10 protein-coding genes are annotated in these 12,610 nt (G+C 64.9%); 1 reads left to right on the forward strand and 9 read right to left on the reverse strand.

The genetic code is table 11. The features are described 5' to 3' along the window. Window positions 1-4: 4 nt before the first annotated feature. Complete coding sequence (gene edd, locus WQQ_RS21840; protein WP_007187454.1) at window positions 5-1,897, reverse strand: phosphogluconate dehydratase; 1,893 nt, start codon at window positions 1,895-1,897, stop codon at window positions 5-7. Window positions 1,898-2,062: 165 nt separating this feature from the next. Between edd and zwf the strand changes: the two genes are divergently transcribed. Next, entirely contained in the window at window positions 2,063-3,547 is a 1,485-nt protein-coding gene (zwf, locus tag WQQ_RS21845) for a glucose-6-phosphate dehydrogenase (protein WP_007187455.1), read from the forward strand. Window positions 3,548-3,569: 22 nt separating this feature from the next. Here zwf and WQQ_RS21850 read toward each other — a convergent pair whose 3' ends face one another. From WQQ_RS21850 to WQQ_RS21885, 8 genes are all read right to left on the reverse strand, one after another. After that, entirely contained in the window at window positions 3,570-3,986 is a 417-nt protein-coding gene (locus tag WQQ_RS21850) for a hypothetical protein (RefSeq protein WP_007187456.1), read from the reverse strand. A 122-nt stretch (window positions 3,987-4,108) separates the two neighbouring features. Beyond that, window positions 4,109-5,356, reverse strand: coding sequence for a 2-oxoglutarate dehydrogenase complex dihydrolipoyllysine-residue succinyltransferase (gene odhB / locus WQQ_RS21855; RefSeq protein WP_007187457.1), 1,248 nt, complete (start codon window positions 5,354-5,356; stop codon window positions 4,109-4,111). A gap of 61 nt (window positions 5,357-5,417) precedes the next feature. Beyond that, the gene (locus WQQ_RS21860) at window positions 5,418-8,279 is read right to left on the reverse strand and encodes a 2-oxoglutarate dehydrogenase E1 component (RefSeq protein WP_007187458.1); all 2,862 of its coding nucleotides are present in this window, start codon (window positions 8,277-8,279) and stop codon (window positions 5,418-5,420) included. A 125-nt stretch (window positions 8,280-8,404) separates the two neighbouring features. Next, complete coding sequence (galU, locus tag WQQ_RS21865) at window positions 8,405-9,310, reverse strand: UTP--glucose-1-phosphate uridylyltransferase GalU (protein WP_007187459.1); 906 nt, start codon at window positions 9,308-9,310, stop codon at window positions 8,405-8,407. A 202-nt stretch (window positions 9,311-9,512) separates the two neighbouring features. Further along, entirely contained in the window at window positions 9,513-10,370 is an 858-nt protein-coding gene (locus WQQ_RS21870) for a MaoC/PaaZ C-terminal domain-containing protein (protein WP_007187460.1), read from the reverse strand. 43 nt (window positions 10,371-10,413) lie between these two features. Then, window positions 10,414-11,631 (reverse strand): c-type cytochrome biogenesis protein CcmI, encoded by a 1,218-nt coding sequence (gene ccmI / locus WQQ_RS21875; protein ID WP_007187461.1) that lies wholly within the window; start codon window positions 11,629-11,631, stop codon window positions 10,414-10,416. Next, complete coding sequence (locus WQQ_RS21880) at window positions 11,628-12,089, reverse strand: cytochrome c-type biogenesis protein (RefSeq protein ID WP_007187462.1); 462 nt, start codon at window positions 12,087-12,089, stop codon at window positions 11,628-11,630. The genes ccmI and WQQ_RS21880 overlap by 4 nt, the downstream gene beginning before the upstream one ends. After that, entirely contained in the window at window positions 12,086-12,610 is a 525-nt protein-coding gene (locus tag WQQ_RS21885) for a DsbE family thiol:disulfide interchange protein (RefSeq protein WP_007187463.1), read from the reverse strand. Before WQQ_RS21885 ends, WQQ_RS21880 begins: the two co-directional genes overlap by 4 nt.

Raw genomic sequence — 12,610 nt, forward strand, 5'->3', positions numbered from 1 at the left:
GTCCTCAAATGTGGGGATGGGCGGTGACGGAGGCTGGCACGCTCGTCGATGCATCGTCGTAAGGTGCGTACATCATCGCGCCCTGCTCCGCTCCGCCGGCGTGCAGGCGCGCGTTGAAGAACAGTTCGCGGCCGGTGCCGTACTGGTTGTGCGACAGGTCGACGGGCTCGATCTTGCGACTGTTCCACTCCTCGGGGGCGACGCGCACGAACAGCTCGCCGGTTTCGGCGTCGAGCCTCAGGATGTCGCCGTCGCGCACGCGCGCGAGCGGCCCGCCCGACAGGCATTCGGGCGTCACGTGGATCGCCGCGGGCACCTTGCCCGAGGCGCCCGACATGCGACCATCGGTTACGAGCGCGACGTGAAAGCCTTCGTCCTGCAGCACGCCGAGCGTCGGCGTGAGCTTGTGCAGCTCCGGCATGCCGTTCGCGCGCGGACCCTGATAGCGCACGACGGCAATGAAATCGCGCCGCAGTTCACCGCGCTTGAACGCGGCCTGCACTTCCTCCTGATCGTCGAAGACGATCGCGGGCGCCTCGACGATGCGATGCTCGGGCTTGACCGCCGACACCTTGATCACCGCGCGACCGAGATTGCCCGTGAGCAGACGCAAGCCGCCTTCGGGACTGAACGGATTCGCAGCCGGACGCAGCACGTTCTCGTCGAGGCTCTCGGCCGGCGCGTCCTGCCAGCCCAGCTGGCCGTCGACGAGCTTGGGCTCCCGCGCATAGTGGCGCAGGCCATGCCCGACCACGGTGTTGACGTCTTCGTGCAGCAGGCCGGCGTCGAGCAGCTGGCCGATCAGGTAGCCCATGCCGCCCGCCGCGTGAAAATGATTCACGTCGGCCTTGCCGTTCGGGTAGACCTTGGCGAGCAGCGGAATCACGGCCGACAGGTCGGCGAAGTCGTCCCAGTTGATCAGCACGCCGGCCGCGCGCGCCATCGCCACGAGATGGATCGTGTGATTGGTCGAACCACCCGTGGCATGCAGGCCGATGATGCCGTTGACGACGGCTTTCTCGTCGATCACCTCGCAGAGCGGCCGGTAGTCGCTGCCGAGCGCGGTGATGCTCGCCGCGTGCTTCGCGGCCTGGCGCGTGAGCGCCTCGCGCAGCGGCGTGTACGGATTGACGAAGGCGGTGCCCGGCAGATGCACGCCCATGATCTCCATGAGCATCTGGTTGGAATTCGCAGTGCCGTAGAAGGTGCAGGTTCCGGGGCCGTGATACGAGCGCGCCTCGGATTCGAGCAGGGCTTCGCGATCGACCTTGCCCTGCGCGAACAGCTGGCGAACCTTGGCTTTCTCTTCGTTCGAGATGCCCGAAGTCATCGGCCCGGCCGGCACGAAGATCACCGGCAGATGACCGAACGCGAGCGCCCCGATCAACAGGCCCGGCACGATCTTGTCGCAGACGCCCAGGCACAGCACCGCATCGAAACTGTTGTGCGACAGCGCGACACCGGTCGACATGGCGATGACGTCGCGCGAGAACAGCGATAGTTCCATGCCGGGCTCGCCCTGCGTCACGCCGTCGCACATCGCCGGAACGCCACCCGCGAACTGCGCCACCGCGCCGGCTTCGCGCGCGGCCTGCTTGATCAGCGCCGGAAAATGCTCGAGCGGCTGGTGCGCGGACAACATGTCGTTGTAGGCCGAGACGATGCCGATGCTCGGCCAGCGCGCCTGGCGCAAGGTCTGCTTGTCCGCATCGCCGAAGGCCGCGAACGCGTGCGCGAGATTGGTACACGGCATGTGCGAGCGCACCGTGCCTTTCTGTCGCGCAGCGCGCATGCGATCGAGATAAGCCTTGCGCGTGGCCTCGCTGCGCGCGCGGATGCGCTGCGTGACGGCCACGACCACCGGATGCAATTCAGAACGCTCCTCGGCATGCTTCATGACATCTCCCTGTCCGCATCGTCGGACTGGCAAAAGCTGAGCCAGCAAGCACCGGCTCGGGATCATCAGACGACCTGCAGCGCCGCAATTCGTTCACGCCGTGCTCGCATCATCGCGGGCCGGCACGGAAACTGTAGGCACGGAACCATCCATCGAGGACCGATTATGCAAGATACCAAGGTATCGGCCAGCGCCCTGCAGGAGTTTGACCTGATCTTCTTCGGCGGCACCGGCGATCTCGCCATGCGCAAGCTGCTGCCCGCGCTCTACAACCGCTTCCGTGACAGCCAGCACACGCAGGGCTGGCGCATCATCGGCGTCGCGCGCCAGGACTTGAGCCGCGAGCAGTATCTGAATCTCGTCAGCGAGAACTGCCGGCAGTTCATTCCGGGCGGCGACTTCGACGAACGGGCCTGGACCGCGTTCACCGCGCACTTGGAGTATCTGCGCCTCGACGGCACACAACCTGAAGGCTACGCCGAACTCGCCCGACGCTTGCAGAATTCAAACGATCGCGTGCGCGTGTTCTACCTGTCGACGGCTGCGAGCCTGTTCGCGCAGATCTGCACGAATCTGGCGGCCAACCAGCTCGTCACCCCGCAAACGCGCGTCGTGCTCGAAAAGCCGCTCGGCCGCGATCGCGCTTCGAGTTACGAGATCAACGAAGCCGTCGCCAAGATCTTCGAAGAGCGGCAGATTTATCGAATCGATCACTACCTCGGCAAGGAGACGGTGCAGAACCTCATCGCGCTGCGCTTCGGCAACGCGATCTTCGAGCCGCTGTGGAGGCGCTCGAACGTACAGGACGTGCAGATCACGCTGTCCGAGACGGTCGGCGTCGAAGGTCGCGGCGATTATTACGATCGCTACGGAGCGCTGCGCGACATGGTGCAGAACCACTTGTTGCAACTGCTCTGCATCCTCGCGATGGAGCCGCCTTCGAGCATCGACCCGGACGCGGTGCGCGACGAGAAGCTCAAGGTGCTGCGCGCCCTGCGCCCGATCACGCTCGACTGCATCAAGGCCAAGACCGTGCGCGGCCAATATCGCGCCGGCGCGATCGACGGTGCGGCCGTGCGCGGCTACCTCGAAGAAGCCGACATCCCGCCCGACAGCCACACCGAGACCTTCGTCGCGATCAAGGCCGAGCTCGACAACTGGCGCTGGTCCGGCGTGCCGTTCTATCTGCGCACCGGCAAGCGCATGCAGGAGCGCATGGCCGAGATCGTCGTGAATTTCCGACCGGTTCCGCATGCGATCCTGCCGACCTCGGCAAGCGAGGGAAACCGCCTCGTCATTCGCCTGCAGCCAGACGAAGAGGTGAGGCTCTACCTGATGGTGAAAGTGCCGGGCGCCGAAATGAAGGTGCGTCCGGTGGACTTGAACCTCGACTTCAAGCAGGAGTTCAAGACGCGCCAGTGGGACGCCTACGAGCGCCTGCTCATGGACGTGATTCTCGGCAAGCTCACGCTGTTCATGCGCCGCGACGAACTCGACGCCGCCTGGCGCTGGATCGATCCGATTCGCGACGGCTGGGACGCCCTCGGCGAGCCGCCGAAGAGCTACGCCGCCGGCACCTGGGGTCCGACCGCGTCGAACACGCTGATCACGCGAGACGGCAATACCTGGCGCGAGGATGGGTATCAGTGAGCCGTCGCATTCGAGCCGAAGCTCATATCGAACAAACCGCGAAGCCCTGAGACCACTTCTCGACGAGACGCTCGTCGTGCTTCCAGCGCCAGCGATTCCAGATCACGTTGACGCGCGCGGTCTTGGCGTCGAGAGACGAGATCTCGATCGCGGCGAGCAGCACCGCCGAGTTTCCATCTCGCGTGACGATGCTGAGTTCGTCGAAGCCGTTCTTCGCCGAGCGACGCTCCTGGATCAGGTTCGCGCCCTCGCCCGCTGCGCACTTCTCGGCGGCGTTCTTGATTTCGCGCAAGGCCGTCGCGGCCGGCATCGCCGCGACGAACGAGCGTTGCCGAGTCGAAAGGCTGCTCTTTGCGCCATCGTAGTTCTGCGCCGCGCAGGCGCACAGCAGCACGCACGACAACAGCGGCAAGGCCTGTCGCGCGAATGGAATCCGCATGAGTTTCTCCCGGTGTTCGCTGGCCACGATGCCCGACGGCGGCCGAACATCAGCTGGACGAAGCACACGAAAAAGCCCGCTGTCGCGGGCTTTTTCGTACAGCGTGCAACGACGATCGTCGATCAGAGCTGCAGCAGCAGGCGGCTCGGATCTTCGAGGCTGTCCTTGATGCTCTTGAGGAACAGCACCGCGTCGCGTCCGTCGATGATGCGGTGATCGTAGGTCAGCGCGATGTACATCATCGGGCGGATCACGATCTCGCCCTTGACCACGACCGGGCGATCGAAGATGCCGTGCATGCCGAGAATCGCGGCCTGCGGCGGATTCAGGATCGGGGTCGACATCATCGAGCCGAAGATGCCGCCGTTGGTGATCGAGAACGTGCCGCCGGTGAGGTCTTCCATCGTGAGCTTGTTGTTCTTGGCCTTGGCGCCAAGCTCACCGATGGTCTTCTCTATCTCGGAGAACGACATCGCATCCGCATCGCGCAGGATCGGCACCACCAGGCCACGCTCGGACGACACGGCGACGCCGATGTCGTAGTAAGCGTGATAGACGATGTCGTTGCCGTCGATCGAGGCATTGACGAGCGGATACTTCTTGAGCGCTTCGATGCTGGCCTTGACGAAGAAGCTCATGAAGCCGAGCTTGGAGCCGTGGGTCTTCTCGAAGCTGTCCTTGAACTTGGCGCGCAGGTCGTTGACGGCCTTGAGGTCCACTTCGTTGAAAGTGGTCAGCATGGCCGCGGTGTTCTGCGATTCCTTCAGGCGCTCGGCGATGCGCGCGCGAATGCGCGTCATCGGCACGCGCTGTTCCTCGCGCGAACCGGCGGCCGGCTTGGAGGCGGGCTTCGGCGCCTCGGCCTTGGCTGCCGGAGCGGCGGCAGGAGCCGGCTTGGCCGCGAAGGCCTTGACGTCTTCGACGGTCAGGCGACCGCCCTTGCCGGTGCCGGTGATCTGCGCGGCCGACAAGCCGAGTTCGGCGAGCAGCTTGCGCACGGCCGGGCCCTGCTGGTCGTCGCCGCCACCGTTGGTCGCCGGAGCCGGCGTGGTGGTCGAGGTCGGCTGCGAAGCCTTGGCTTCGTTCTTCGCCATGACCTGCGGCTCGTCGGCCTTCGGGCCGGCGGCGCTGGCGCCTTCTTCGATGATGCCGATGACGTCGCCGGCATTGACCGTCGCGCCCGGCTGGATACGGATCTCCTTGAGGATGCCGTCGACCGTCGACGGAACCTCGAGCATGACCTTGTCCGTCTCCAGATCGACGAGGTTCTGCTCGCGCTTGACCGGCTCTCCAGCCTTCACGTGCCAGGCCGACAGAGTCGCGGACGACACCGACTCCGGCAGCGCAGGCACTTTGATCTCAATGCTCATCTTGTCTCCGAAAGGGAACTTACTTTTTTCCGTTGAATGCGTTGTCGGGCAGAAGCCGGCCTTAGTTGGCCGGCTTGCCTCCCGTGAGGGCGCCGTTGATGACGGCCTCCTGTTCCTTGTTGTGCACCTTCAGGTAGCCCACCGCGGTCGTCGAATTGCCGTCGCGCGTGACGTACAGCAGCTTGTGCTGCGGCTTGAGGTAGGCGCCGAGGCGATGCTTGATCTGATACCAGGCGCCCTGGTTCTCGGGCTCTTCCTGGCACCAGACCACGTCCTTGGCGTTCGGGAACTGCGCCAGGGCCGCTTCGTAGGCTTCGCGCGGGAACGGATAGAGCTGCTCGATACGCACGAGCGCTACATCCTTGATCTCCTGCTTGAGGCGAGCCTGGTACAGATCGAAGTAAACCTTGCCCGAGCAGAACACGATGCGCTTGACGCTGCCCGTTTCGACATCGTGGTCGCTGATGATGGGCTGGAAGCGGCCCTTGGTGAGGTCTTCGAGCGTCGACACCGACAGGGGGTGGCGCAGCAGCGACTTCGGCGTCATCACGATCAGCGGCAGGCGCAGCCCGCGCTTCATCTGGCGACGCAGCATGTGGAACATCTGCGCCGGGGTGGACGGCACGCAGACCTGCTGGTTGTTGCCGGCCGACAGCTGCAGCCAGCGTTCGAGGCGGCCCGAGGAATGCTCCGGACCCTGGCCTTCATAGCCATGCGGCAGGAACACCGCCAGACCGCAGGCGCGGCCCCACTTGGCCTGGCCGCTCGAAATGAACTGGTCGAACACCACCTGCGCGCCGTTGGCGAAATCGCCGAATTGCGCTTCCCAGATCACCAGCGTGTTCGGCTCGGCGGTCGAGTAGCCGTATTCGAAGCCGAGCACCGCCTCTTCGGACAGCAGCGTGTCGTTGACGACGAACTTGTACTTGTCCTGGTCGAGATGGCGCAGCGGCGTGAAGTTCTCGCCGTTCTTGGCGTCATGCACGGTGGCGTGGCGATGGAAGAAGGTGCCGCGGCGCGCATCCTGACCGCACAGGCGAACCGCGAAGCCCTCGTTGACGAGGGTAGCGTAGGCCATGGTCTCGGCGAAGCCCCAATCCATCGCGAGTTCGCCGGCCGCCATCTTGTTGCGGTCGTCGTAGATCTTCTGCACGCGATTGTGCAGCGTGAAGGTCTCGGGCAGCTTGGACACGCGCTCGTACATCGAACGCAGGGTTTCGAGGCTCACCGACGTGTCGGCCGCATCGTCCCAATTGCCCTTGGTGTAGTTCGACCAGTTGACCGTGTGCTTGTTGCCGACCAGGCCGAGCGTGGTGCGGACGATGTTCTCGCCCTTGTCCAAGCCTTCGCGGTAAGCCTTGACGAGCGTCGCGCCCTCGTCCTTGGCGATCGCGCCTTCCTCTTCGAGCTTGCGCGTGTAGAGCGCCATGGTGGTCGGATGCTTCTTGACCGCCTCGTACATCATCGGGCTCGTCACGCTCGGCTCGTCGGCTTCGTTGTGGCCGAGACGGCGGTAGCAGCAGATGTCGATGATGACGTCTTTGTGGAACTCGTTGCGGAAGTCCATCGCCAGGCGCGTGACGAACACCACGGCCTCGGGATCGTCACCGTTGACGTGGAACACCGGCGCTTCGAACATCTTGGCGATGTCGGTGCAGTAGCGGCTGGTGCGCGCTTCGTGGTTCGAGTTGGCTTCGATCGGGTTCGGCGTGGTGAAGCCGATCTGGTTGTTGACGATGATGTGCACCGTGCCGCCGGTCGCGTAGCCCTTCGACTGCGACAGCTGCATGGTTTCCATCACCACACCCTGGCCCGCGAACGCGGCATCGCCGTGGATCAGCACCGGCACCGCGCGAGCGCCGATGTCGTCGTGACGGCGAACCTGGCGCGCCTTGACCGAGCCTTCCACCACCGGATTGACGATCTCGAGGTGCGAGGGGTTGAACGCGAGCACGAGGTGCAGGCGCTTGCCCGACACTTCGACGTCGGTCGAGAAGCCCATGTGGTATTTCACGTCGCCTGCGCGCGAGAGCGCATCGACCGAATACTTGCCCTCGAACTCCGCGAACAGGTCCTTGGGCGACTTGCCGAGCACGTTGATCAGCACGTTGAGGCGGCCACGGTGGGCCATGCCGATCATCACTTCTTCGACGTCCCGCGCCGCGGCGCCGCGCAGGATCTCGTCCATCGCCGGAATCAGCGCATCGCCGCCTTCGAGCGAGAAGCGCTTCTGGCCGACGTACTTGTTGTGCAGATAGCGCTCGATGCCTTCGGCCGCGACGAGCTGCTTGAGCAACTCGCGCTTGGCCTCCGGAGCCACCTTGGGCTTGAACGCCGCGCCTTCGAGACGCTTCTGGATCCAGCGCTTCTGCGCCGTTTCGGTGATGTACATGTACTCGGCGCCGATGGTGTCCGTGTACACGTTCTTGAGGATGCGGATGATCTCGCGCAGCGGCAGGCGATCGCCGCCGTCGTGCATGAGCGAGCCGGTGTTGAACACCGTGTCCATGTCCGAGGCATCCAGGCCATGGAAAGCCGGATCGAGGTCGGGAATCAGCGCCTGCGGGGCGATACCGAGCGGATCGAGCTTCGCGGCCTGGTGGCCGCGCACGCGGTAGTAGTTGAGCAGGCGCAGCACTGCGCCCTGCTTCTCGGCCGCGCGGGCATCGAAGCTTTCCTGCGACACCGTGACCGCACCGGGCTTCTTGTCGCGGGCGATGCGCTCGAAGCGCGCCAGCACATCGCTGTGCGCCACCTCGCGCTGCACGCTCTGATCCTGGATCGAACGGAAATACGCGCGCCAGGACGGATCGACCGATTCCGGGTCTTCCAGGAACTGCTCGTAGTACGCTTCGACGTAGGTCGCGTTGCCTCCCTGGATGGAGGAGGAACCAACGAAACTCTGATATTTGCTACCGCTCATTTTTATTGGCTGCCGCGATGCTCTGCGTAAGGGCTACGAGGGACACCGTGCGGAGCTGAAGTGCCGCCTGAGGGATCGCGGCAGAGAGAGGGGCGGCACCCGAGCCGCCCGCACGGCGTTACGACTTATTTCTTGGCCGTCTTTTCCGCTTTCTCCGGCTTCTTGACATCGAGTTCGGAAAGGTAGCTGCGGAAATCTTCGGCGAGCTCCGGATGCTTGAGGCCGTATTCGACGTTGGCCTTCAGATAACCGAGCTTGGAGCCGCAGTCATAGCGCGTGCCTTCGAATTCGTAGGCCAGCACCGTCTGCTCCTGGATCATCATCGAGATGGCGTCGGTGAGCTGAATTTCGCCACCGGCGCCGCGCTGCGTGCGCTCGAGCAGCTTGAAGATGCGCGGGGTCAGGATGTAGCGGCCGACCACCGCGAGGTTCGACGGCGCATCTTCGGGCTTGGGCTTTTCGACGATGCGACGGATCTCGCCGAGGCCCGGACCGACCGGCTGCACGTCGACGACGCCGTAACCGCTGATTTCTTCCTTCGGCACGCGCTGGGTGGCGATCACGCTGGTGCCGTACTCCTGATAGACGCGCTGCATCTGCGCGAGGCAGGGGCGCAGCTTGCCGTCGATGAGGTCGTCCGCGAGGATCACGGAGAAATCTTCGTCGCCCACGGCCGGCCAGGCGCACAGCACGGCGTGTCCCAGACCGAGCGCTTCGGCCTGGCGGATGAAGATGCAGGTGATGCCCGGCGGAAGGATTTCCTGAACGGTCTGCAGCAGCTTCTCTTTGCCGCGCTGGGCCAATTCGGCTTCGAGCTCATAGGCCTTGTCGAAGTGATCCATGATGGAATTCTTCGAACGACCCGTGACGAAGATGAGTTCTTCGGCACCCGCACTGATCGCCTCCTGCACCGCATACTGAATCAGCGGCTTGTCGACGACCGGCAGCATTTCCTTCGCACTGGCTTTGGTGGCGGGGAGAAACCGCGTTCCCATGCCGGCGACCGGAAATACTGCTTTACGAATGCGCATGCCTCACTCCTTTTTCAATTTTGGAATGAGCGAAACAGCAAACCCCGTGCCGTCCGCTCGAAGCGGGCAATAGTTTAGGAGGTTAGCCTGAATAATGCATGCAATTCAGCGTGAAACTTGTATTGCCAAAACCGATATGCCCGACTCGATAAGCGGATACGGGAGCAAGATAAATCGCAAGCCGGGGTTATCCGAGGGCCTGTCAGCGAATCGAGCCGGTCAGAAACACTTTTTCGCCGCGCTCGGCCAGCAACATGAAATCCTGCGAGCCAGCAGCCGTCGAACGCTTGAGCACCGCCTTGTTCGGCAGCAGCAGCGGGGCCTTGTACTGCACCTGCAGCTGGCGCGGCTGGGCACCCAGATCGCCCTCGAGCAGCGCGGCACAGTGCGCGACCGACCACATGCCGTGGGCGATCGCACGGTTGAAGCCGAACAGCTTGGCGGTCAGCGGAAACAGGTGGATCGGGTTGTAGTCCTGTGACACCGCCGCATAACGACGGCCGGTGTCTGCCGGCACCCCGACCTCGCGGTAATCGGCCAGACCACTGGTATTCGGCTCCGGCTGCGACTTGTTCTTCTGCAGGCCGGTCTTGAGCCGCACCAGCGGCGTGGTGATGGCGCTATAGACCACCTGTCCGGCCGCATCGGTGAATTCGGTCTTCAGATCGAAGATCACGCCCTGCGGCAGCTTGCGAGCCGGGCCGACGCTGGCCAGCACGTCGTAGACACCATTGGCCGGCAGGCCGCCCGTGGGCTGCTCGATCTTGTTGCGCAGATGCACCATGCCGAGCATGGGCAGCGGAAATTCGGGCTGGGTCATCAGCCAGAGGTGCAGCGAGGTCGCGAGCACCTGCGGATAGGTGATCGGCAGGAACTCCGAGGACGCGAAGCCGCAGACGTCGCGATAGCGATCGAGCAGCGCCGGCTCGGCGCGGACTCCGCTGACCTTGACCGACAGCGGCGGAATGACGACATCGGCGGTCGGCTTGCGGGTCGCCGTCATCAGCGCCTTGAGCAGCAGCGGGCGGGCGTCGGGAAGATGGGTCAGCGTCTGCGTCATGACGGATTCGTGTCGGAACTGGGCTTCGGTATTGGGATCAGGATCAAGGCACCACCGAGTCGATCGTCAATGCGATCGGCCCGGCCGCGGCAGCCCGGTCCACGCGTACCACCCCTTGCAAATCGCCGGATTCGGCCTTGGCCTGCCCGCTCTTGCCGACGCGCGCGGTCACTTCCCAGTGATCGAACGACGACAGCTTGAGGTTGGGCATCATGGCCTGGCTGTCATCGAGCCGGACCTGGACCGGGAAGCCGGCGAGCGGCTGGCGAACCACCGCCAGCGGCATCGGAGGCCCGGCGGCCGCCTTGGCGTACACGATCAGGATGCCATCGGCTGGCAGCTTGGCGGCGAGTTCGGGGGCGAGGTTCAAGCTTATGTCGAGCGCGACCGCCGACGGTGTGGCCGGCGATGCCGCGCCCGCTGGCGATTCGGCCACATTCGGCGCCGGCACTCCGAGTTCGGCGAGCTGTTGGTCGAGGATGGTGCTGAGCTCTTCGGGCATCGGCTGCGAGCGCAGACGCGTCCACAGCTCGACCGTGCGCGGCTTGTCGCCGGCCTGCAGTGCGGCCACGCCGGCGTACCAGAGCGCCTTGGCCTGATTCGGGTTGAGCGTGAGCGCCTGTTCGAACAGCTGTCTCGGCTTGCCTTGCAGCTGCCGATCGGCCGCCATGCCGAGCGCCTCGGCCTCGCCGACGAGCAGCTCGGGCTCGCGCCGCTGAGTCAGCTCGTTGGCCTTGGCGTAGGCCTCGGCCGAACCGGCGTAGCGCTGCAGCATGAAGCGCGCGCGTCCGAGCATGGCCCAGCCGTCGACATCCTCGGGGTTCTGCTGCAGGCGTTGCTCGAGCTGGGCGAGCATCGCATCGACATCGGGCTTGGGCGGTTCGATCTCACCCGCGATCGTCGCCGCGGTGCGCCAGGAACCGGACCAGGCGTAGTAACCGCCCGAAAAGATTGCGAGCAGCAGGCCCAGCAGCACGGCTCCACGCCAGAGCGGCGAAGTCGGTTGCGCAAGCTCGGCCTGGCCGGACGCATCGTCGAGCAGCCGAGCGCCGGCTTCCTGGCGCAGCGCGTCGGCCGCCTCGGGCCGCACCAGGCCGGCGGCGACTTCGGCGTCGATCTCCTCGAGCCGTTGACGGTAAGCGGTGACGTTGGCGTCGCGGCGCCGCAAGGCTTCGCTGCCTGCACGCTTCCACCACGGCCGGGCGAGACCGAGCGCCGCGAGCACCGTGAGCGCGGCCATAGCCAGATACAGCAGATTCATGAGCGCTTCGAATCCTCGTCGAGCAGCCGCTTGAGGGCTTCGGGATCGGCGGCGACCGGAGCACGGCTGGCCCTGGAACGCCGGGTGAAGCTCAGCACCGCGGCCAGCGCACCGAGCGCGAGCGCGAACGGCCCGAGCCAGAGAATGGCGGTGCGCCAGGCGAACGGCGGTTTGTAGAGCACGAAATCGCCGTAGCGATCGGTCAGGTAGCCGCGAATTTCCTTGTCGCTGCGCCCGGACGCGATCTGCTTGTGCACCTGCTCGCGCAGGTCGATGGCGAGCGGAGCGCTCGAATCGGCGATGGTCTGGTTCTGGCAGACCAGGCAGCGCAGCTCGTGGATCAGCGTGTCGTAGCGATCGGCCTGATCGGGGTTCAGGTCGGACAGATCCTGCTGGGCGAACACGGCAACGCTCGCGAACAGGCCACAGCCGGCGAGCAGCAGGCGCCAGCGCCTCACGAGCCTGCACCCGGGGCCTGCAACAGCGGCGCGATCTTGCTGCGCCAGGCCTCGATGGTGACCGGCCCGATGTGCTTGTAGAGCACGGTTCCGTCGGCGGCGATCACATAGGTTTCGGGCACGCCGTAAACACCCCAGTCGAGCCCGGCCTGCCCCGCCGGGTCGGCGATCACCGAGCGATACGGGTTGCCATGCCGCTGCAGCCACTGCTCGGCGTCCTGCCGCGTGTCCTTGTAGTCGAGTCCCACGATCTCGACCTGATATTCACGCGAGAGCTTCATGAGCACCGGGTGCTCGACCTGGCAACCCGCGCACCAGCTCGCGAAAAAATTCACCAGCAGCGGGCGACCCTGCAGATCGGCCTGCGTCAGCGGCTGGCTGCCGTCGAGACTCGTCAGCGAAAACGCGGGCATGGGCTTGCCGACCAGCGGGCTCGGGATTTCGCGCGGATCGTGCTTGAGCCCGATCGCCAGAAAGCCGATCAGCACGAGCAGCACGACGATCGGAATGGCGTAGCGCAT

The sequence above is a fragment of the Hydrocarboniphaga effusa AP103 genome (assembly GCF_000271305.1).
GTDB lineage: Bacteria > Pseudomonadota > Gammaproteobacteria > Nevskiales > Nevskiaceae > Hydrocarboniphaga > Hydrocarboniphaga effusa.

Coding starts and splice junctions, on each gene's coding strand:
- edd (WP_007187454.1), bottom strand. CDS start 1,897: ATGAAGCATGCCGAGGAGCGTTCTGAATTGCATCCGGTGGTCGTGGCC.
- zwf (WP_007187455.1), top strand. CDS start 2,063: ATGCAAGATACCAAGGTATCGGCCAGCGCCCTGCAGGAGTTTGACCTG.
- WQQ_RS21850 (WP_007187456.1), bottom strand. CDS start 3,986: ATGCGGATTCCATTCGCGCGACAGGCCTTGCCGCTGTTGTCGTGCGTG.
- odhB (WP_007187457.1), bottom strand. CDS start 5,356: ATGAGCATTGAGATCAAAGTGCCTGCGCTGCCGGAGTCGGTGTCGTCC.
- WQQ_RS21860 (WP_007187458.1), bottom strand. CDS start 8,279: ATGAGCGGTAGCAAATATCAGAGTTTCGTTGGTTCCTCCTCCATCCAG.
- galU (WP_007187459.1), bottom strand. CDS start 9,310: ATGCGCATTCGTAAAGCAGTATTTCCGGTCGCCGGCATGGGAACGCGG.
- WQQ_RS21870 (WP_007187460.1), bottom strand. CDS start 10,370: ATGACGCAGACGCTGACCCATCTTCCCGACGCCCGCCCGCTGCTGCTC.
- ccmI (WP_007187461.1), bottom strand. CDS start 11,631: ATGAATCTGCTGTATCTGGCTATGGCCGCGCTCACGGTGCTCGCGGCG.
- WQQ_RS21885 (WP_007187463.1), bottom strand. CDS start 12,610: ATGCGCTACGCCATTCCGATCGTCGTGCTGCTCGTGCTGATCGGCTTT.